The organism is Paeniroseomonas aquatica (assembly GCF_030409335.1).
Taxonomy (GTDB): Bacteria; Pseudomonadota; Alphaproteobacteria; order Acetobacterales; family Acetobacteraceae; genus Belnapia; species Belnapia aquatica.
Genome location: NZ_JAUFPN010000126.1, coordinates 12,906 through 33,857, shown reverse-complemented (window position 1 = coordinate 33,857; position 20,952 = coordinate 12,906). Strand labels below are relative to the sequence as shown.

12 protein-coding genes and 2 pseudogenes are annotated in these 20,952 nt (G+C 61.4%); 3 read left to right on the top strand and 11 right to left on the bottom strand.

Annotated elements, in window-relative coordinates; all coding sequences use genetic code 11:
• Positions 1-21 precede the first annotated feature (21 nt).
• Positions 22-2,853: an Eco57I restriction-modification methylase domain-containing protein gene (locus QWZ14_RS11430; RefSeq protein ID WP_290316787.1), complete on the top strand. Its 2,832-nt coding sequence runs from the start codon at positions 22-24 to the stop codon at positions 2,851-2,853.
• Positions 2,854-2,930: 77 nt separating this feature from the next.
• Here QWZ14_RS11430 and QWZ14_RS11425 read toward each other — a convergent pair whose 3' ends face one another.
• From QWZ14_RS11425 to QWZ14_RS11395, 7 genes and pseudogenes are all read right to left on the bottom strand, one after another.
• The gene (locus tag QWZ14_RS11425) at positions 2,931-3,359 is read right to left on the bottom strand and encodes an ATP-binding protein (protein WP_290316786.1); all 429 of its coding nucleotides are present in this window, start codon (positions 3,357-3,359) and stop codon (positions 2,931-2,933) included.
• Between the two features lie 85 nt (positions 3,360-3,444).
• Positions 3,445-3,964 (bottom strand): annotated as a pseudogene (locus QWZ14_RS11420) (IS21 family transposase); the annotation flags it as partial.
• Between the two features lie 167 nt (positions 3,965-4,131).
• Positions 4,132-6,339, bottom strand: a complete 2,208-nt coding sequence (locus QWZ14_RS11415; RefSeq protein ID WP_290316785.1) for an AAA family ATPase — start codon at positions 6,337-6,339, stop codon at positions 4,132-4,134.
• Entirely contained in the window at positions 6,339-6,806 is a 468-nt protein-coding gene (locus QWZ14_RS11410; protein WP_290316784.1) for a hypothetical protein, read from the bottom strand. The genes QWZ14_RS11415 and QWZ14_RS11410 overlap by 1 nt, the downstream gene beginning before the upstream one ends.
• Positions 6,793-7,590 carry a hypothetical protein gene (locus QWZ14_RS11405; RefSeq protein ID WP_290316783.1) on the bottom strand — a complete coding sequence of 266 codons (798 nt, stop codon included), beginning with the start codon at positions 7,588-7,590 and terminating at the stop codon, positions 6,793-6,795. Before QWZ14_RS11405 ends, QWZ14_RS11410 begins: the two co-directional genes overlap by 14 nt.
• On the bottom strand, positions 7,590-11,102 hold the full coding sequence (locus QWZ14_RS11400; protein ID WP_290316782.1) for a VPA1269 family protein: 3,513 nt from the start codon (positions 11,100-11,102) through the stop codon (positions 7,590-7,592). The genes QWZ14_RS11405 and QWZ14_RS11400 overlap by 1 nt, the downstream gene beginning before the upstream one ends.
• Positions 11,099-12,328: a tyrosine-type recombinase/integrase gene (locus QWZ14_RS11395; RefSeq protein ID WP_290316781.1), complete on the bottom strand. Its 1,230-nt coding sequence runs from the start codon at positions 12,326-12,328 to the stop codon at positions 11,099-11,101. The genes QWZ14_RS11400 and QWZ14_RS11395 overlap by 4 nt, the downstream gene beginning before the upstream one ends.
• A 345-nt stretch (positions 12,329-12,673) precedes the next feature.
• Between QWZ14_RS11395 and QWZ14_RS11390 the strand changes: the two are divergent.
• Positions 12,674-12,787: pseudogene (locus QWZ14_RS11390) on the top strand (DUF2312 domain-containing protein); the annotation flags it as partial.
• A gap of 310 nt (positions 12,788-13,097) precedes the next feature.
• Positions 13,098-15,911: a PAS domain-containing hybrid sensor histidine kinase/response regulator gene (locus tag QWZ14_RS11385; protein ID WP_290316780.1), complete on the top strand. Its 2,814-nt coding sequence runs from the start codon at positions 13,098-13,100 to the stop codon at positions 15,909-15,911.
• Between the two features lie 59 nt (positions 15,912-15,970).
• Here the strand turns inward: QWZ14_RS11385 and QWZ14_RS11380 are convergent, their stop codons facing one another.
• From QWZ14_RS11380 to QWZ14_RS11365, 4 genes are read right to left on the bottom strand one after another with little or no spacing between them, the layout of a single operon-like run.
• Positions 15,971-16,459, bottom strand: coding sequence for a sarcosine oxidase subunit gamma (locus QWZ14_RS11380; protein ID WP_290316779.1), 489 nt, complete (start codon positions 16,457-16,459; stop codon positions 15,971-15,973).
• Positions 16,452-19,394 (bottom strand): sarcosine oxidase subunit alpha family protein, encoded by a 2,943-nt coding sequence (locus tag QWZ14_RS11375; RefSeq protein ID WP_290316778.1) that lies wholly within the window; start codon positions 19,392-19,394, stop codon positions 16,452-16,454. The genes QWZ14_RS11380 and QWZ14_RS11375 overlap by 8 nt, the downstream gene beginning before the upstream one ends.
• Positions 19,391-19,663 (bottom strand): sarcosine oxidase subunit delta, encoded by a 273-nt coding sequence (locus QWZ14_RS11370; protein ID WP_290316776.1) that lies wholly within the window; start codon positions 19,661-19,663, stop codon positions 19,391-19,393. The genes QWZ14_RS11375 and QWZ14_RS11370 overlap by 4 nt, the downstream gene beginning before the upstream one ends.
• A complete protein-coding gene (locus QWZ14_RS11365; protein WP_290316800.1) occupies positions 19,663-20,919 on the bottom strand; it encodes a sarcosine oxidase subunit beta family protein in 1,257 nt (418 codons plus the stop codon). Before QWZ14_RS11365 ends, QWZ14_RS11370 begins: the two co-directional genes overlap by 1 nt.
• Positions 20,920-20,952 lie beyond the last annotated feature (33 nt).

Here is a 20,952-nt window from a genome sequence, read left to right as displayed (position 1 = left end):
TTGATAAGGAACTGTGGGTATATGACAATCCCCGATAGCATTCGCAAGCTAGTTAAAAGATTCGATGAGCAAAGTCCGGCCTACTTGTTGGGTTCATACAATGAGACGCAGGTGCGGATAGATTTTATCGACCCGTTTTTTAAAGCTCTCGGATGGGACATCCACAACAATAATGATTACGCCGAAGCTTATAGAGATGTAATACATGAGGATATGGTACTAGTTGGAACCGCCAAAAAGGCACCAGATTACTCCTTTCGCGTGGGAGGGATGCGGAAGTTTTTCGTCGAGGCGAAAAGGCCCTCGGTATCGATCAGCGGTGATCCAAAGCCGGCTTTTCAATTGCGGCGGTACGGTTGGAGTGCAAAGCTGCCGATAAGCATTCTGACTGATTTTGAGGAATTTGCAGTATATGATTGCACGCACAAACCGGAAGAAAATCACTCCGCCGCAAAAGCGCGTCTATACTACTATAAATATACCGATTATGAAGACAAATGGGACGAGATTTATGCTCTTTTCTCTAAGGAAGCGATCCTAAAAGGTTCTTTCGATAAATTTGCTGACGCCAAGAAGAAGGGCACCACCACCGTAGATGAGGCATTTCTTTCTGAGATAGAAGGATGGCGTCAGTCTCTTGCAAGCAATATCTTGCAGGGCAATCAAATGACCCAACGCGACTTAAATCTCGCCGTCCAACTAATTATTGATCGTGTAATATTTCTTCGAATATGCGAGGACCGCGGCATTGAGCTATACGAGCGTCTTCTAAAAACGGTAAAGCAAAAAGGCATTTACCAGCGCCTCACAAATCTATTCAAGGACGCAGACGATAAATACAATTCGGGACTATTTCATTTTAATCCCAAGGAAAAAAATGCAACTGATCCCGACCTTTTAACTCTCAAACTTAAAATTGACGATGCCCCACTTCGAGAAATCGTTGAAAGTTTATATCCGCCTAATCCATACGAATTCTCGGTTATTCCTGCCGACATCTTAGGCCAAATCTATGAAAGATTTTTAGGAAAAGTCATTCGAGTCGACGGCAAGAAAGCAATAATCGAGGAAAAGCCGGAAGTTAAAAAAGCCGGCGGCGTATATTACACCCCCAGTTATATTGTTGAGCACATCGTCAAAGAGACGGTGGATAGCCTTCTCGAAGGAAAAACTCCTAAACAGGTCGAGAAACTGAAAATTCTTGATCCGGCATGCGGTTCCGGATCTTTTCTTATTGTCGCATATCAGCACCTATTGGATTGGCATTTGAATTATTTTGTGGCCAACGGTGGAATAGCCAAATTTAAAAAAGAGCTCAGGCACACGGAGAAGGGAGCGTTGAGGCTCACCACACAAGTTCGCAAGGCAATTTTGCTTAACAATATATTCGGCGTTGATATCGACGCGCAGGCGGTAGAAGTAACTAAGCTATCGCTTTTGCTTAAGGTTCTTGAGGGCGAAACGGGAGAGGCAATTGGTAAGAACCTGTCTCTATTTCATGAGCGTGCGCTTCCAGATTTAGGAAATAATATAAAATGTGGCAACAGTCTGATTGGAAGTGAGTTTCATGACCAGGGTGACCTACCGCTGTTAACAGAAGAAGATGTCTATCGAATTAATGCTTTTGACTGGCAGGAAGAATACGCCGCAATTTTTAAAAAAGGCAAGTTTGACGTCGTACTTGGTAATCCTCCATACGGAGCCACACTTTATCCACTTGAGAAGAAATTTCTTCAGACGCATTACAAAGAGCAATCGTACCAACTCGACAGTTACTTGCTTTTTATGGAGCTCAGCATAAAGAAATTGCTTCATAAAGATGGCTTATGGGGAATGATCATACCTAATCCATGGATTAGCAACATTCGCCAAGACAAGCTGCGGCGACTAGTAATGGGCCACACTGCCGTTAAACAAATAGTGCATTTTCGCTATTCTGTTTTCAGAAGAGTGGTTGTCGATACAGAAATTGTAGTGCTTCAGAATGGATACAGGAAAAATTTCAAGCCTCAGGTTCATATAGTTCCGTCTGAGCCGGTGGGCGAACTTCTCGAGCATGCAGAGCTAATTGAGGGCAACCAGGATGATTGGTTAAAGCTTGCCGATAAGCCGATAAATGTCTTTCTATCTGATGCGGAGCGGCGGCTGCGCAATAAGATTTTTAAGCAACCGTTTACAGTCGATGCGCTTTTTAAAGTAAATGTTGGAGTGAAGCCTTATCAGATCGGTAAGGGAAAACCCGCACAAACGAAGGACATAGTTGAGAACCGCACCTTCGACGCCTCTAAAAAAATATCCAACGAGTACCGGCAGTACCTGCGCGGAAGAGACATTGGGCGTTTTGAAATCAAGCCCCTAGAACAGCGTTTTCTAAGATATGGGCCTTGGTTGGCAGAGCCAAGGCCATCTGCGAATTTCGACGCCATTACTAAAATTCTAGTTAGGCAGACAGGGGATGAGATAATAGCGGCTCTTGATGATCAGCAATTCTTGTGCCTAAATAATCTTCATGTTTTGGCTCCTCACGACGGCTTAAAAAATCTAATGGGTATCTTAGCCCTTTTGAACTGTAAATTGATGACTTGGTGCCTGCGAGTCATGAATCCAGAAGCTGGCGAAGCATTGGCTGAAGTTAAGAAGGAGTTTGTTGAACTGCTTCCCATTCCGAATCCTACAAATCTTGGCCACTTGGAAAAAATCGCTACTTCAATAATCAAACTCAAAACAGGGCCGCAGTCTGTTGTGGTCGAGCGTCAAATCAAGATGCATATTAGGCAAATTGATGCCGCTGTCTACGCGCTGTTCGGCCTTACATCAGACGAAGTTGAGTTATTAGAAAGGAGGCTGACATAGCCGTGACTAGAACCCACCCGAGTTGGCTTAATACGCCTTAGGGCGTCGCCCCCAGCGCGCTTCGAAGCGCCTTCCACCTAACTTCGGTCGCGTTGCTCCGGACAGCCGGGCCCTTGCGAAAGCGCTTTTCCGCTTGCGCCTTCATTCTCGCCAAAGGGCAAGGGTTCAACTCCGTTGAACCCTATTGGGATCAGGTCAAGTCGTGGTGATAGGCTGACGGTCACACTCTCGCCGGTCACGGCCAGGAAACAGACGTGGTGGGTGAGCCGGTCGAGCAGGGCGCCGGTAAGACGTTCCGAGCCGAACACCGCGGTCCATTCCTCGAACGGCAGGTTCGAGGTGACGATGGTGGAGCCATGCTCGTAGCGCTGGCTGAATACCTCGAACAGCAGCTCCGCCCCGGTCGGCGAGAGCGGCACATAGGCAAGCTCGTTGACGATCAGCAGCGGGGCTGCCTGCAACTCCCGCTGCAGCCTAAGCAGGCGTTTCTCGTCACGCGCTTCCATCAGCTGGTGCACCAGCTGGGCCACGGTGGTGAACAGGCGACCGCGAGATGGTGGACATCCTCGCCCTTGTGCGGCAGCACGACGAGAGGAAGGCCTCGGTCGTCTCCCACGGATAGGCCTTCACGAAGCAGGCGTCCGACTGCGGCAGGTCCAGGCAGAAGAAGTGCACCTTCTGGCGAACCCCGCCGATCTCCGCCACCGCCTCGCCGAAATCTATCTGGGCATGGCCCGGCGGATGCGCCAGCGGCACGAAACCCTCCTGGCTACGCGCCCGCTGCCGCCGCACGTGATCCTTCACCACAGTGTAGCCGCCGCCATAGCCATGCTCGTCGCGCAGCCGCTCGAAGATCCGCTTGGCGGTATGCTGCTGCTTGGGCGGGCCAGCCCGGTGTGCCTCCAGGATGGCAGCGATCACCGGCAGCAGCGCCCCCAGCTTGGGCTTGCCCGCCGGCCGCGTCCGCACATACCCCGGCGGCGCCGAGTACCGGCACATCTTGGCTATCGTATCCCGGCTCAGCCCAAAACCCGGAACGCCTCCCGCTGGCTTTGCCCCCCTCCAGGAACACGAACTGACGGACCGCCGCGTAGGTCTCCATCACGAACATCTCCCGGCGCCCTACCCTAAGCCCTCAGGGTAGGCCGCCTGCCACTGGCCAGGTTTTACACCGCCCGCAGCAGCATCACGCCGCCGCTCCAGTGGCCGACTTTCTCTCCGCCGTGCACATTTTCCCAAGTTGCTGATCGATCGTGCATCATTCAGAGCGGCTCCGCCCTACTTATGCTGGCAGAGCCGCGACAACAGCGTGGTTCGCATAGCAATCTGCTGAATGGCGAGATTAAAGAGCTCACCGGGACCAACGAGAACGGCTTGCTCCTGAGCTCGTGTAACCGCTGTGTAAAGCCATTGGCGGGTCAGCATCCGCTTTGAGTCTAACGCGATGATCACCCGGCGAGCTTCCGAACCTTGGCTCTTGTGGCAGGTGATTGCCCAAGCAGAGACCACATCGCCACGATAATCCTCATTGACCTCGAACGAATGGTCGGAGCCGTCCCACTGGATCTGGACGGGGTTGATCGACGTGACCCGGCCAAGTTGTCCGTTCGCCAAGCCGTACTTGTAATGGTTGACCCCCATCATCACGGGATCTCCGATGGAGACCCAAACGCAGAGCGGGCCAAGGCGGACGCCCTCCGCACCTTCTGTTTGTCGTCGAGACATCTCTCCATGGCAGACACTTCCTGCTGTCGTCTTTCGGGCGGAGAGGACAAGGAGGTCATCTTCAAAAGTCTCCTGAACCAACCGGTGCCGAACCACCCTCAACTGATCGGCAACCCCCTTCAAAGTACATTCCTGAAACTGCACGCCGGTTGCGGCGCCGGTAAATTTCGGAAGCAGCGGAACCTGTCCGTGCCGGATCGCCGCCGCCACGGCGAGTAGCGGGTTGCCGTCGGCCTGCCGCAAGATTTGCGTCAGCTCGACGACCCCGTGCCGTGCCTCGACCAAGTCGTGATAGACTTGCCCGATGCCTACCGGTGGGAGCTGACTAAAGTCGCCGACGAGGATTAGACCCCCACCATCCGGTAGGCGCCCCAGAAGCCGGTGGAGGCTAGCGATATCGACCATGCTTGCCTCGTCGAGGAGCAGGGTCGTGTCGGAGGTAAGGCGCGGCAAGCGCTTGAGAGGTAAGCCATTCTCGCCCCGTAGATAATCGTCATTTGAGCTGAGGCGCCCTTCAGCTTCGAGTTCGTCCCGCAGCTTTAGACGTTCAATGACTTGGGCAATCGTGAGCGCATCGAACTGGGACGCCTGCGCTAGTTTGAGTGCTGCCTTTCCGCTCAGGGCGGCGGGTTCAACACGGCGCCCCATAATATTGCAGGCAGCCACGAGCACGCGCATGGACGTCGTCTTACCCGTGCCGGCCCCTCCCTGCAGCAGGCCAACACCCTGATGGAGGAGTACCCGGACGGCCGTTCGCTGCTCGCCGGTGAGGACAAGCCCAGTGGTCCGTTCGGCTGTTTCTATGGCTTTCTCTGCTCGGTCATCTGTGGCCAGGGAGTAAGGCGCAGACGCCGCGCGCAAGCGTTGGATATGACGGTAAATCTCGCCTTCCAGGTATGCCGCCCCCGGGGCAACAATAAGATCTTGAAATGCCAGCACTCGGCGACGCTCAAGGCCGGTTTTCAGCGCCTCTTTTGCCGACACCGCCTTGTTGCTTAGGCGCCTCCTAAATTCATCCGGGTCGGCAGCCGTGTCTCCCTGCCGCAGTAAATCTCGAATGACGCTATCGCAGGCCCCGGCAAGCCGATCAGGGTGCCTTCGGAGGTCCAAAGTACCCGTTGCGGCTGAGAGGAGACGCTGGCCTAAGTGATCGGCTCGTTCCCATGGAATTACAACGGCAGCTGTGTAAGGCCGCTGACAAAGCCGCTCCCAGGCGTCGTTGCCTAGGAGACGCCAGAGGGACCGCGCAGCTGTACGATCTGCTACGCCCACCTCTTCCAGACGGGCATAAAAGTGTCCTTCGGACATTTTATCTCGCTCAACGCAGGCTTGCTTCGCATAGGCGACTTGCAAAGCGATGGCGAGCCGTGCAGCCAGAGCCTGCCGTTCCGGATCGAGGGCGTCTGCAACTTCTCCAACTCGCGCTGGGTCAGACAGCACGTCAAGCAGGTCATTCCCGAAACGCTCCAAAAGGCGAGTAGCACGCGTCTCGCCCACGCCAGGAAGTTGCCTAAGCCAAGGCACTAGAAGCCGCCCAGAGGCACGGATCCGGGTCAGGCGTGCACCGCTGATTTGACGATGCCTGCGCCCCCAACTGTCTTCGAAAGCTTCCTCGGCGCCTTCGACGTCATAAACCTCGCCCACGACAGGCCAAACAGGCTCGTCTGATTTAACCCTGATGCGCTCACCAGCTTCGCCAACTCCGGCCCAAAGGCATCCGAAGCTCCTGGAGGAGAGAATCGACATCACGGCGAGTCGCATCACCAGTTCCCGGTATCAAATACCAAACCGCACTCTTCTACGAGACGGAGGCGTTCGGTCAGGGCTCGGTTCTGAGTTCGAAGTTCTGAAACCTCACCTTGCGCGGCCCGCAGTTCCTCAGCCAGCGCAGAAATCGCTGCGGACGCTTCGGTCGCAGCAATGGCATCCTGACGAGCATCGCTCTGAGCACGACTGATACGCTCCTCCAGTTTTTGCTCGGCCACTTCCATCGGCTGACCGCGCGCCCCGATGGCCCGCAACGCTCGCTCCTCGGCGAGTACGTTGACGGCGGACTTTATAGCGTCCTTGCGATGGAAATGCTGGGCGTCAGCCTCCGCCAAGCCGAGTTCCCGACAGAGGGCCAGCACGTTTACCTTGCCATCAACCGTGCCCGGGATTTGGCCACCCTGTTCAATAAAAGCGTTCAGGCGGCAAAGAATATCAGCCACCACATCACGCTTTGCCATTTACGTCCTCCAATTGCGCTAACTGACGCAGGAGACTCATTTCATCGGGGCGAATAATGGTTGTTCGAGGCGCTATTGCCAGCCGAAGACGACGCCCGTCGCTTTCCAGACCTGCCCGGGCCATTTCGGCTGTATCTGCCAGCCTGTCCAAAAGTCGCTTTAGAATTCCCTTCTCTTCAGGGCTAAGGGTAAGGGAGGCCGAAACGCCCTCGCCACCAATCGCCGGTCGGTTTTGGGAACCGCCAGGTGTGCCGCGCAGTAATGCATCTACATCAATGCCCGGCAGGGTCCGAAGCCCAGCGGTGAGGATATCTAACCGCCTTCTTGTAAGACGGCCCTCTTCCAAATCGTGCCTGACGATTTGGCGCATTTCAATGCTCTGTATCTGGCTCACCGTGTCTTCAATATCCTTCTGTCGCTGCGAGGGACGCTTACTTATCTCTGCTGGCTTAAGTCGCTCATCCTCGCGGGCAGTGACGTACGCTTTTAGTTCGCTGTCTGAGGCTATAAAGACCCGAGTTGGGCCGGTCCACTCTTGAGAGCCCTGTTTTTGCCGCGCTCGCACGTATTTTTCTATATTAGAAGGATTTATCTTGGGAGTTCGAGCGAGGCCCAGGTCGGACCCTTCTATTTTGCATAAAAGGATGGCGGCCGCGCCACTTTCTATCGCATCGCAAGCAGTAACTAGGCGCTCAATCGAACCAAGCCGGACCTCAGATTTTTCATAGGTCTCCGCTTGACTCCTGAGCCGTACCAAAATGTGCTCTGACGCTCGCTGCACCATCAGTCGGCTCTCCCGCGCAACGCCACTGGCTTAATCTGATCGAGTTGGTGAGCCGAATCGCGTTCCACCGCTGCTACAAATTCCTCTAGTTCAACCTCGAGCGCAGGAAGTTCGCGTGTCGTGAGGTCGCCATCAATGAGTTGCTGAAGCTCGGAAACACCGTCGATATGGCCGAGAAGCAGGTCACCAAAATGCTGCAATGCCTTCTTGCGCCGGCTCGGGGCAAGCTTATAGAATACTGGCGCCAGATCATTATTACGAGCTACCTCGAGTAACAATGTGTCTCGACGCTCTCGTAAGCCGGCTGGAACTTCGAGGCTGGCCCCGAGAATAATATCGCTATCTGTAAGAACATTGTGCAACAGAGCCATCTGATGCACAGTGTCAAGGTGCAGTTTGAAATCTTCCCCGCTTTGACGTGTAATTAAAGGCATATTTGACCCTTTGCTCGCGCTGTCTTGCTCCTTTTCGCACTGACGAATGGTCGCCAATTCGGCGCACCATTCACCCCAGAGATTGTCGCGCAACTCCCGCTCCCGTCGAATGAGCGCACCAAGAGCGACAACCTTTCCACCACCGCCTTTCCCCTGATCTTCGATCTCCTCGATCTGCCGATTTAAATCAGCCTCTGTGTCCATAGACGACTTAATTTCAATCATGAAGCTGTTCAAGCGGTTTACAAGCCCAGCCAAAAACTGTGGACCTGTAACCCGGTGCCGGCACTGTGAACAAGCACGCGGCCTAAAAACTGGTTGATATGCATTTTTGTAGATCACGCCGCCAGTGGCACAATCACCACCCGGGCAAAGGCCATGTGCATACGTCTCATAGCGACCGCCCTCCGTCATCTGCTGACGTAAAAGCGTTTCTCCGTTGTTATCTTCTCTGAATTTAACAAACGGCCCCAGAATATCCTTCAAACGGACATCTAAGTCGTCCTCATTTTCAATAAAATGGTCACCAAGTTCCTGCAATTTTTGAATCGCCAGTAGGCGACGTTCTTCATGGATCTTTTGTAGCGCGGCGTGTGTTTTACGCCCATCTCGTGCCTTATAGCGCCATGTCATGGTGACAGAGGCGTGCCCAGCAAGCTCAGCTACGATCCAGGGTTCGACACCGTGCTCAAGCAAGATCGAAATCGTGGTTACGCGTAACGAATGTAAATCCCATCTTGGCTTGCCATTTACCAAGCAAGACTCAAACCGCCCAGTCGTCTGTTCGAAGATTTTTTCGCAGTGTCCAAGCAGCGTGCCCCAATACGCGTAAAGGGTCGTCGATGAAGGTGGGTGTCCAGACCGAGACTCCGGGTCCCTAAATAAAGGGTACACTTCAGGAATCGTACCCTGACCCGCATAAAGCTTTTGAATATCATCGCGGCTAGCCTTCGTCGGTGTCCGCCTTGGGGTATATCGGGCCTGCCAAGCGCGCATTTCCTGATAGGCTGTCGCGGTCGCAGGATCGACCCAAGCAACTTCGTACGGCCCAGTCTTATTCACAGCGACGTACATCCCAAGAACCTTGTCATCCTTCTTGGGGCCAAGTTGGCAGACACGTAAAAAACCCAGCTGCCGTCCTAACGTGCGCATAGGAAGTGGGTTTGGATAGTATTCTAGGGTTTCGGTATTCACCCAAAACTCGTCGCCCTCACCCGAGTCTGCCCACATCGCAGAGGCCTGCCTCAGGCCTTGGCTTAAAATCATGTCGAGCATGATAGGTATACCAGGCCAGAACACCTCAACTCGCTGCTTGGTGCTCGGATCATTAACGGACCGCCAATGAATATTTCGCGCAGGCCGTGCTCCTGCTTTGGAAACCGTCGACTTGGCAAACTCATAGTTATTCCGTCGATTTTCTCTGATAACGAGCTGGTAGAGATCGTCGGGCATTGCCTGTCGCCGCGTACGATTTTCCCCCGAATTTGGATCAGTAAATCCTAGATTGTCGACATTTGGGTCGATTGGGTTAGTAAGTTTTCCCAGGAAACCATCTCGCACTGCGGCCAAATGCCAAGCTTGTTGGATATCCGGCAAAATACGAAAACGAGTGTCCCGATCAAGACTGCGTATGAAGTCGACAAAGGTTAGGTGGACAGCTAAACCAACATGATTAATGTGTCGCTCGCGTTCAACTTCGCACCAGTTTCTCGGTGCGTCATCTCCCAATTTCATCAAGAAAATTAGCCAATAGTTTAGTGAATCAATCTTATTCGCGGGAGACTGAACTCCATACAAGAGCAAAATAGCTCGCAGATCACGTGCCCACTCCTGAATATGCCCCGGGAATGTCTCTGGAGGCTCTCCGATGTGCTTGCGATAAAGCACAAGCTTATGGCCCTTAGGTTGCTCCACCCAGGAAAAGGCATCTCTTGAATTGTCGGAAGTAATTCTGTACCCACCTCCAAAATATCTTGCGTCTGAGCCGACATCCTCCCAGGTTTTTCCATGAAAATTTAAGTAAGCATCAAAGAGACGATTTAGGCCATGAGATAGTACCCCAGCACCCTCGCGTACAACTTCTGCCCCAGTCTCAGATAATGTATATTCACGCTTAAAATTTACGAAATGTGCAAATGCTATGGTACTTGTTTCAAGTCTAAAAAAATTCGTATAAAGAAAAAGTTCTCGGAGGACGGGACGCGTGTATGTCCACTGATCTTCACCAGGGTGCTTGACTAGATGAAGCGCTAAGTTTCTTGCTGCCTTCGGCATAAAAAATGTCCAAAGCAAGGGCGCCACAAATCTTGGTAACAAGGAGTCTGGATATATAAGACGAGGAAAGAGAATGTAATCCTCTCGTGCGAGATACATAAGGAACCAAGGTGCGGCGTAATGGAGACCGGCACCCCTACCGCCTAGAGCCATCGTATCCTGCAGTCGATCGAAGTCCCATAACATTGCGGCCAAGTGCCGCATAACGTCATCAGCATCCCGGCACTCTGCAAACGCTTTTTCTATGGCCTCAATATCCACGACACTATTTTGGCTGGGAAGCGTCAGGATGTCATCAAGCGACATGTAAGGGTCGCTGAATGCCTGTCGCATAACTTTGAGTTGCAGTTCTGAGGGCAAATCCTGGCAAAAAGCGGGTGCCCCCCCAGCGCCTCTTGGAATATTCTTTCTTGGTTTTCCGTGCGCATCGGTTTTGGGCACCAAGCCTAGATCGAGCAAAGCTTGGACAATAGCTGATTGCCGCATGTAATGCAGCTTTGGATACCCGACAGCCTTCCTTTTGAAGCCCACGCAGCTGTTCGAAGATATAATCTTTGGACTTAAATCAAATTTTTCGCCGTAAATGTGCCAACTCACAAATTCAGGCGGCGTTTTGCTAAGCGCATCGCTCAACGCGTGCCGAAGCTGATCTTTGAAAGAAGCCCAAAGTGAGCGAAGCTCCGACATCGAGATGGTGCGGATTCCAACTAGCACCGACGATCCCGCAGCGTTGGAATAGGCTACACCATCTGTATCTAGCGTAACTGTATTGGTTGCACTCGTTACTTCATACCGGTAGGTCACTTTTGATCCTTAGATATGCTTTTACGTTGCTCGCGTGCTTCAGATAGCTGCTTGGCGACCTCTCGTGCCCCGCGTCCATAGTTTTGCTGCGACTGTATCCGGCTATGTCCCATCATTAGCTGAATATGATCAGGAGCTATCCCAAGAGACTCCGCGCAGCTTTTGTAGTAGTGTCGAAGCCCGTGAATTCTGACGCCCCACCGATGGGGCTCTATTCCACAGCGACGACATGCTCGCTCAAATGCAGCCTCGACATTACTCTTTTTTAAAGGCGCACCGCGGTATTCTAATGTTGGATCTGCCATATTTACATAGAGATAGGGATGCCGTTCACTCGATTTGTGAAGTCGGTGAAACTCCCTTATCTCTCTTGCACACTCTGCGAATAAGGCGGCGGCCTGCCTGTCAATCCAAAACACCTCCGAAATACGGAAATCGCTGTTAATCGACAGGGTACCTTTCCATCCCGCATACAGTGGATCCCGCCGACCGAGCGCGTTCCTCGGTAGGAGATTGTATTGTTTGTGCAAATACTGTTTGCGCGTATCGCCTTGTTTTCCGAGATCACCAACGTATCGTGAATGAACTGGATCAGCGCGGAGAAATAAAATTTCAGCGCCTTCATCATAGTCAAACGCCAGTTTACGATAAGATCCAGGAAGAACATCGATTTGCCAGGTGTTCAGTTGCTCGCTGATGCGAATGCCACCGAAGGCGCCCACCAACCACAGTGCCCGGAAGACTGGATTTTTTTCTGCATTGATAATAGCCCATACCTGCGCGTCATTCATAATGCTCAGGCCGGCTTTGGACGCATTTCGTTCCGGAATAGCGACGGGAGGCATCTCTACAACGGCCTTCTCAAGCGCCGAAGCCCAGCGGTCCCTTGATGCGCCGAGATGAACGAGGAAATCCCGCTCGCGCTCTTTGCCTAAGTTCTTCATTCTCGCCAGCGCAACGCCGTCAGGATTAAGTTGCTGGCGGAAGCGCCCGATGGAGACGTGCCCCCAGGTCCGAGAAGAAAAGTGGCAATATCTAACAAGCGACCTAAATTCACTTTGGAGCGAAGTAAAAGCGAGCGGTTGCCACCGCAGCCCTCCCAGAACAGAAGCCCCATTCTGAATTGTGCCCCGATGACGCCAAGCAAGAAACGCATAAATCAGGTAATCAAAATCATCTTCAGTCAACGTAGCTCCGGTCCAAAACACACGGTAGAAATCGAACAAGCGTCCTACTACCTCAAGATCGTGCTCGACTGTCGGCAAGTCGTAACCGGCTCGGGCACTACGCGCATACACCAACGCTTCCAGATGCCAACATGAATCCGCCCCGTCCTGGTCCATAAAAAGGAATGGTAGGTGCTCGATCCCCTCCTTGGTAATCGTCGGAAGCGTTCGGACAACGCTAAAAGGTGCGCTTAAGGACTCCGTTATACTCATCTCCTCCAACACGGCTTCCCCCTCCATTGCGTGGGTGATAATACGAAGTATGTAGGGTCTGAATTCGGGTTGCAAAGTCGCGAGGTGGCAAGGATCTTCGGGTGAGGATACAAATTTTCGAGGGGTGGAAAAGGCTTCGACGTCAAGGTGGTGCGCACCCTGATCTCGCTCCGCAAGAAGGAGCCGGCCGAGGTCGAGGAACAGGAGACCCTGCTCGACCTCTACAAGCGTGCCCTCGGCATGTGAGGACCGGCCGGCCCGGACCGGCGGCCCGGCCTTCGACCCAGGGTTGACGTTGCGGCGGATTGGGCACCCCATGGAACCGGAACCCTCCGCCGCCGCTGGGATGGAAGGATGCACGCCGGACGCCGCACCGGCGTCGGACCGGCAACCTTGGCAGACGGGCAGGGGCATGGACCACGAGACAGGGGCCAGGGCGGCGGCGCAGCATGCGGAATAGGCCGGCCCGGTGGCGCCCGGCCCGCCGTTGATGAGTGGCCCTGCGACCGGGCCCGCCGGCGGCCCGGGCACGGCCCCCCCTGCCCCGCTGGCCTGGATGCCCCGCTGCCGCGACGGGATGGCCGAGGCCATCCGGACCCTGGACTGGAGCCGGAGCGCCCTCGGCCCGCCCGAGGGCTGGCCCGCCAGCCTGCGCGTCGTGGCGCAGCTGATGCTGGAATCGCGCCAGCCCATGTTCCTCGCCTGGGGCGAGAAGCTGAGTTTCCTCTACAACGACAGCTACCGGCCCATCCTCGGCACCCGCCATCCGGCGGCGCTCGGCCGGCCCTTCCGGGAGATCTGGTCCGAGATCTGGGACGACATCGGCCCGCTGGTCCGCCGCGCCCTGGAGGGCGAGGCGACCTGGGTCGAGAACATGCACCTGGTCATGCAGCGGCACGGCTATCCCGAGGATACCTGGTACACCTTCAGCTACAGCCCGCTGCGCGACGAGACCGGCCGCATCGCCGGGATGTTCTGCGCCTGCACCGAGACCACCGGCCAGGTGCTCGCCGACCGCCAGCGGGCCGAGGCGGAGGCGGCGATGCGCGAGAGCGAGGCCCGCTTCCGCAACATGGCCGACCATGCCCCGGTGATGATCTGGACCACCGATCCGGAGGGCCGTTCCACCTACCTCAACCGTCGCTGGTACGAATTCACCGGCCAGCCATCCGGCGCCGGCGAGGGCTTCGGCTGGACGGCCGCCATCCATCCGGACGACCAGGCCACGGCCTACGCCGCCTTCCTCGCCCACAACGCCGCCCGCCACCCGTTCCAGATCGACTACCGGCTGCGCCGGGGCGACGGCAGCTATGCCGCGGTGATCGACGCGGCGGCGCCGCGATTCGGCGACGCCGGCGAGTACCTCGGCTACATCGGCTCGGTCATCGACATCTCGGAGCGCCAGGCGGCCGCCCAGGCGGTGAGCGAGAGCGAGGCGCGGTTCCGGGCCCTGGTCGAGGCCTCGGCCCAGATCGTCTGGACCTCCGACGCCGAGGGGCTGGCGGTGGGCGACAGCCCATCCTGGCGTGCCTTCACCGGCCAGGCGGAGGCGGAATGGCGCGGCAACGGCTGGGCCGAGGCGATCCACCCCGAGGACCGGGCGGCCGCCACCGCGCTGTGGCGCGACTGCGTCGCCCGGCGCCGCCCCTTCGAGCATGCCTACCGGCTGCGCCACCACGCCGGCGGCCACCGCTGGACCATGGCGCGCAACGTCCCGCTGCTGGGCCCGGACGGCGAGTTGCGGGCCTGGGTCGGCATGAACATCGACATCGACGAGCAGCGCCGGGCCGAGGCGGCGCTGCGTGCGGTCAATTCCTCGCTCGAGGGCCGGGTGGTGGAACGCACCCGGGAGCGCGACCGGATCTGGCTGCTGTCGCAGGACATGATGCTGGTCGCCCACTTCGACGGCACCGTCACCGCGGTCAACCCGGCCTGGACCAGCCAGCTCGGCTGGGGACAGGCAGACCTCGTGGGCAGCCGCTTCCTCGACCTCGTGCATCCCGAGGACCACGAGGCGACCCTGGTCGAGACCGCCCGCCTTGGCCAGGGCCTCGCCACCCTGCGCTTCGAGAACCGCTACCGGCACAAGGACGGCAGCTGGCACTGGGTTTCCTGGACCGCGGTGCCGGCCGAGGGGCTGATCCATGCTGTGGGCCGCGACGTCACCGCCGAGCGGACCGCCGCCGCCGCCCTCCGTGCCGCCGAGGACCAGCTCCGCCAGGCGCAGAAGATGGAGGCGGTCGGCCAGCTCACCGGCGGCATCGCGCATGACTTCAACAACCTGCTGACCGGCATCATCGGCTCCCTGGCGCTGCTGAAGAAGCGGGTCGCCGAGGGCCGCGCCTCGGAGGTCGGCCGCTACGTCGAAGCCGCCACCACCTCGGCCCAGCGGGCCGCGGCGCTGACCCAGCGGCTGCTGGCCTTCGCCCGGCGCCAGCCGCTCGACCCCCGCCCGGTCGATGTCGCCGCGCTCATCCGCTCGATGGAGGAGCTGCTCCGCCGCACCATCGGCGAGGCCATCGTCCTCTCGGTCGAGCTCGAGCCGGGGCTGCGGCCCACCCTCTGCGATCCCAACCAGCTCGAGAACGCCATCCTCAACCTGGCCATCAATGCGCGGGACGCGATGCCGGAGGGGGGCTGGCTGCGGATCCACGCCGGCCATGTCCGGCTGCTGGCCGGGGACGAGGTGGCCCCCGGCGACTACATCTGCCTCGCCGTGGCCGATACCGGCGTCGGCATGGACCCCGTGGTGGTGGCCCGCGCCTTCGACCCCTTCTTCACCACCAAGCCGACCGGCCAGGGCACCGGGCTCGGCCTCTCCATGATCTACGGCTTCGTCCGCCAGTCGGGCGGCAATGTCCGGATCCGCTCGGCGCCGGGGGACGGCACCACCGTCCGGCTCTGCCTGCCGCAGCACCACCCGGCCGGGGATGGTCCGGAGCCCGTCGACCCGGGCAGCCCGGCCGCCGCGGCGCCGGCTGAAGCCCTGGGCGCCGCCGCCGGCGAGACGGTGCTGGTGGTGGAGGACGAGCCGGTGGTCCGCGGGGTGGTGGTGGAGGTGCTGCGCGACCTCGGCTACCGCGCGCTCGAGGCGGGCGAGGGCAAGGAGGCGCTGGACCTGCTGCGCTCCGCCCGGCGGATCGACCTGCTGGTCACCGACGTGGGCCTGCCCGGCGGCATGAACGGCCGCCAGCTCGCCGATGCGGCGCGGGAGCTTCGGCCGGGGCTCCGGGTGCTCTTCGTCACCGGCTATGCCGACGCGGCGGGGCTGGCCGGCGACGTGCTGGAGCCGGGGATGGCGCTGATCACCAAGCCCTTCGAGGCCGTCGGCCTGGCCCGGCGCATCCGCGGCCTGATCGAGGCGCGCTGAAGCACAGCCCGGCCGGCACGCCGGAGCGGGGTCCGCGGGCCGGGGCGCTCAGGCCTGTACTAGCCGCCATCCCGGTCCTGGTCTCCGGCCGCCTCCGCCAGCAGCGCCCGGACATAGGGCGCGAAGGACCGCGCCACCTCCAGCCGGAACCAGTCCTCGGCCCGGCGCCAGAGGATGACCTCGGCCTTGCCGAAGAGGGTGCGGGTGCAGCCGCCCTCCGGCATCGCCGCGAGGTCGAGCGGGCAGCCCTCGGCCAGCAGGTCCAGCGCCTCCGGCCCCTCGATGTCGAGCGCCACCTGCCGGTCGGAGACATCGACGATCGAGGCGGCGGCGCCGGCCCGCGCCGCCTCCAGCGCGGCGATGAGCACCCGCGCCGGGGCATCCTCGGCCAGCAGCAGCCATTCGTCGGGGCCGAGCCGCAGCGCCGCCCGGGCCATGCCCGACCGGGCCGTGAGCAGGGCCTCCGGCAGCGGGATGCCGAAGGCCTCGCCGAAGGCCGCGGTCAGCGCCGGCGGCGCCTGCAGGCTGATGCGGGCGGTCTCAACCATCGAGGCGCTCCCCGGCCGGGTCCCAGGCGACCGGCGATCCCACGGTCAGCGGCTGCGGCGGGCCGTCGCGCCGGGTGGCGAAGACGGTCTCGCCGTGCCGCGCCCGGCCGCCGGCCAGCAGGCCCAGCGCAAAGGGCCGGCCCAGGCAGGCGCTGTCATAGGCCGAGGTGACATGGCCCTCGGCCCGGCGCGCCCCGGCCAGCAGCTGCGCCCCTTCCTCGGGCCGCCGCCCGTCCGCCGGGGCGAGGCCGACCAGCTGCCGCCGGTCCGGCGCCGCCATCCCCGCCCGGGCCAGGCCGCGCTTGCCGATGAAGTCGCGCTTCTTCCGCCCGATCGCCCAGCCCAGGCCGACGTCGTCCGGCGTCACCGTGCCGTCGGTTTCCTGGCCGATGATGATGAAGCCCTTCTCGGCCCGCAGCACGTGCATCGCCTCGGTGCCGTAGGCGGTGAGGCCCTGCGGCGCGCCGGCCTGCCACAGCGCCTGCCAAAGCGCCGGCATCCGGTTGGCCGGGACATTCACCTCGAAGCCCAGCTCGCCGCTGAAGCTGACGCGGAACAGCCGGGCGGGAAAGCCGGCGACGCGGCATTCGGCGACCCCCATGTGCGGCAGGGCGGCGAGGTCGAGGTCCTCGACCAGCGGCGCCAGCACCCGCCGCGCCCGCGGCCCCTGCAGCGCGGCGACGCCCCAGTGCTCGGTCGTCGAGGTCAGCCAGACCTGCAATTCGGGGAACTCGGTCTGGCGGTAATCCTCGAGCAGGTGCAGCACCCGCGCCGCGCCGCCGGTCGTGGTGGTGACATGGAAGCGGTCGGGCGCCAGCCGGGCGACGACGCCGTCGTCGAGCAGGAAGCCGTCCTCGCGCAGCAGCAGTCCGTAGCGGCAGCGCCCGGGGGCGAGGCCGTGCCAGGCGTTCGCGTAGCAGCGCTCGAGGAATTCGGCGGCATCCGGCCCCACCACCTCGATCTTGCCAAGGGTCGAGGCATCGAGGATCCCGACCGCCTGGCGCACCGCCAGGCATTCCCGGGCGACCGCGGCCTGCAGGTCCTCGGCGCCGCGCGGGAAGGCGCGGGCGCGCAGCCACTGGCCGACCGGCTCGAGGAGGGCGCCCTGCTCCACCGCCCAGTCGTGCATCGGCGCGGTGCGGCCGGGATCGAAGACCGCGCCGCGGTGCCGCCCGGCCAGCGTGCCGAAGCTGGTCGGGGTATAGGGCGGGCGGAAGCTGGTGAGCCCCACCTCCGGCAGGTCCCGGCCCAGCACCGCGGCGGTGACGGCGAGGCTCATCATGCCGCTGGTCTTGCCCTGGTCGGTCGCCATGCCGGTGGTGGTGTAGCGCTTCACGTGCTCGATCGAGCGGAAGCCCTCCCGCACCGCCAGCGCGAGGTCGGCGGTGGTGACGTCGTTCTGGAAGTCGACGAAGGCCTTCCGGGCCGCCACCGCCCCGGCGGCGATGGCGCGGATCGGCAGGGCGGTGGGGACCGCGGGGGCGGCGGCGGCCTGGGCCTCGCCCCGCCCGGCGGCGGCGGCTTCCTGCAGCACCGCGCCGAGCTCGGTGGTGCCGTTGCAGGCACCGAGGCTGGCCTGCGCCTCCGGGCTCCCGCCCGGCAGGAAGGCATCCGCCGCGGCGTCCCAGCGCAGCCGGCCGCGCGATTGCGAGAAGAGCTGCACGTTGGGCGTCCAGCCGCCGGCCATCAGCAGCAGGTCGCAGGCCATGGCCGTCGCCCGGCCGCGGTCGGGGGTGCCGTCCGGCCGCAGCGGCGCGGCGCGGAGGCCGCTGATGCGGCCGGCGCCGATGGTCTCCACCACCCCGTGGCCGGCGAGCACGGTGATGCCGCGCGCCGCCGCGGCGGCGACCAGCGCCTCGGGCGGCGCCGCCCGCAGGTCGAGGATGACCGGGACCACCGCCCCGGCCCCTGCCGCGGCCCCGGCATCCGCCAGGGCGAAGGCGGCGGCATAGCCGCTGTCGTGCGCCGCCAGCAGCACCGCCCGCTGGCCCGGCAGCACCCCCCAGCGGGCACAATAGCTCCGGGCCGCCCCGGCCAGCATCACCCCCGGCCGGTCGTTGCCTGGGAAGGGAATCGGCCGCTCGATGGCGCCGGTCGCCAGCAGCACCCGCCCGGCGCGGACCTGCCAGAGCCGCTCCCGCAGGCCATCGGCCCGGTCCAGCACCTGGGCGAGGGCGACGAAATTCTGCAGCCCGTAGTGGAAGGCGGTGGTGCGGGTCAGCACCCGCACCTGCGGGTTGGCCCGCAGCTCGGCCACCGCGGCGGCCAGGCTCTCCCAGCAGGGCTGGCCGTCGATCATGACCTCCGGCGTCGCCAGCAGGCTGCCGCCGAGCTCCTCCTGCTCGTCGCAGAGGATGACCCGGCCGCCGGATTCGGCGGCGGTCAGGGCGGCGACGATGCCGGCCGGGCCGCCGCCCACCACCAGCGTCTCGCAATGGGCGAAGCGGTTGCCGTAGCGGTCCGGGTCGGGGGCATCGGGCGCCCGGCCGAGCCCGGCCATGCGGCGGATCAGCGGCTCCCAGAGCCGGTGCCAGGAATCGCGCCGCGGGCCGAGGAAGGTCTTGTAGTAGAAGCCAGCCGGCAGCAGCGGCGCCGCCAGCCCGGCCAGCGCCCCGACATCGAGGCGGAGGCTCGGCCAGCGGTTCTGGCTGCGGGCGACCAGCCCCGCCTCGAGCGGCACCATGGTGGCGCGCTGGTTCGGCTCGCGCCGCCCCGGCCCGCGGTCGATCTCGACCAGCGCATTGGGCTCCTCGGCACCCGCCGCCAGCAGGCCGCGCGGCCGGTGGTACTTGAAGCTGCGGCCGAAGATCGACACGCCGGCGGCGAGCAGCGCCGAGGCCAGGGTGTCGCCGGCGTAGCCGGTATAGGCGCGGCCGTCGAAGGTGAAGTGGAGCGGCCGGTCGCGGTCGATCCGGCCGCCGGCGGGAAGCCTCACGCGGGCGGCTCCCCGCCGGGCGGGTAGCTGCCGAGGAAGCGGTCGGTCAGGGTATGCCGCACCGCGTTGAAGAAGCGGCCGCAGCCATGCAGGTGGCGCCAGCGCTCGCGGTATAGGCCGCGCGGGTTCTGCCGCTCGTACAGGAAACCGGTCCAGGCCGCGTCGGAGACGGCGGCGGGATCGGCCGGGCGGGTCACATGCGCCTCGCCGGCGTGGCGGAACTCGAGCTCCGGCCGATCGCCGCACCAGGGGCAGGCGATCAGCAGCATCAGTGCGCCACCGCCGCCGCCGCCGCCTCGTCGATCAGCCGGCCGCCGGCGAAGCGGTCGAGGCTGAACGGGGCGGCGATCGGGTGCGGCTCGTCGCGGGCGATGGTGGCGGCGAAGACATGGCCCGAGCCGGGCGTCGCCTTGAAGCCCCCCGTCCCCCAGCCGCAGTTGACATAGAGCCCGGGCACCGGCGTGCGGCTCAGGATCGGCGAGCGGTCCGGCGTCACGTCGACGATGCCGCCCCAGGCGCGCAGCATCCGCATCCGGCGGAAGATCGGGAACATCTCGCAGATCGCCTCCAGCGTATGGCCCAGGATCTGCACCCCGCCGGCCTGGGAGTAGCTCGGGTACTGGTCGGTGCCGGCGCCGATCACCAGCTCGCCCTTGTCGGACTGGCTGATATAGGCGTGCACGGTATTGGACATGACCACGCAGGGGAACACCGGCTTCACCGGCTCCGAGACCAGCGCCTGCAGCGGGAAGCTCTCGAGCGGCATCCGCAGCCCGGCCATGGCCATCACCAGGCTGGTGCTGCCGGCGGCGACCACGCCGAGCTTGCGGCAGCGGATCGGGCCCTTGCCGGTCTGCACCCCGGTGACCGCGCCGCTCACCGGGTCGCGGTCGATGCCGGTGACCTCGCAGCCCTCGATGATGTCGACGCCGAGCGCGCTCGCCGCCCTCGCATAGCCCCAGGCCACGGCGTCGTGGCGGGCGACGCCGCCGCGCCGCTGCAGCGCCGCGCCGAGCACCGGGTAGCGGATGGCCGCCGAGGTATCGAGCGGGGGGCAGAAGGCCTTGGCCTCCGCGGGCGTCAGCCATTCGTTGTCGACGCCGGCCAGGCGGTTGGCATGGACGTGGCGCAGCCCGGACTGCACGTCGTGCTGCGAATGCGCCAGCATCATCACCCCGCGCGGGCTGAACATGACGTTGTAGTTCAGCGCCAGGGAGAGGCCCTCCCAGAGCTGCAGCGCATGGTCATACAGCGCCGCGCTCTCGGGGAAGAGGTAGTTGCTGCGGATGATGGTGGTGTTGCGGCCGGTGTTGCCGCCACCGATCCAGCCCTTCTCGAGCACGGCGATGCGGCCGGGCCGGTGCTGGCTGGCGAGGTAGTAGGCGGTGGCCAGGCCATGCCCGCCGCCGCCCAGGATGACCACGTCGTAGCCCGGCTGCGGCTGCTCGGGGCTGCGCCAGTGCGGCGTCCAGCCGGCATGCCCGCGCAGCGCCTCCCGCGCCAGGCCCCTCCAGGAGAAGCGCATCGTCACCAGCCCGCCATCCCGACCCCACAGCAC

What these genes read in the sequence shown, in the direction of transcription:
- QWZ14_RS11430 (WP_290316787.1), top strand. Translation starts at nt 22, where the DNA reads ATGACAATCCCCGATAGCATTCGCAAGCTAGTTAAAAGATTCGATGAG.
- QWZ14_RS11425 (WP_290316786.1), bottom strand. Translation starts at nt 3,359, where the DNA reads ATGGAAGCGCGTGACGAGAAACGCCTGCTTAGGCTGCAGCGGGAGTTG.
- QWZ14_RS11415 (WP_290316785.1), bottom strand. Translation starts at nt 6,339, where the DNA reads ATGCGACTCGCCGTGATGTCGATTCTCTCCTCCAGGAGCTTCGGATGC.
- QWZ14_RS11410 (WP_290316784.1), bottom strand. Translation starts at nt 6,806, where the DNA reads ATGGCAAAGCGTGATGTGGTGGCTGATATTCTTTGCCGCCTGAACGCT.
- QWZ14_RS11405 (WP_290316783.1), bottom strand. Translation starts at nt 7,590, where the DNA reads ATGGTGCAGCGAGCGTCAGAGCACATTTTGGTACGGCTCAGGAGTCAA.
- QWZ14_RS11385 (WP_290316780.1), top strand. Translation starts at nt 13,098, where the DNA reads ATGCCCCGCTGCCGCGACGGGATGGCCGAGGCCATCCGGACCCTGGAC.
- QWZ14_RS11380 (WP_290316779.1), bottom strand. Translation starts at nt 16,459, where the DNA reads ATGGTTGAGACCGCCCGCATCAGCCTGCAGGCGCCGCCGGCGCTGACC.
- QWZ14_RS11370 (WP_290316776.1), bottom strand. Translation starts at nt 19,663, where the DNA reads ATGCTGCTGATCGCCTGCCCCTGGTGCGGCGATCGGCCGGAGCTCGAG.
- QWZ14_RS11365 (WP_290316800.1), bottom strand. Translation starts at nt 20,919, where the DNA reads ATGCGCTTCTCCTGGAGGGGCCTGGCGCGGGAGGCGCTGCGCGGGCAT.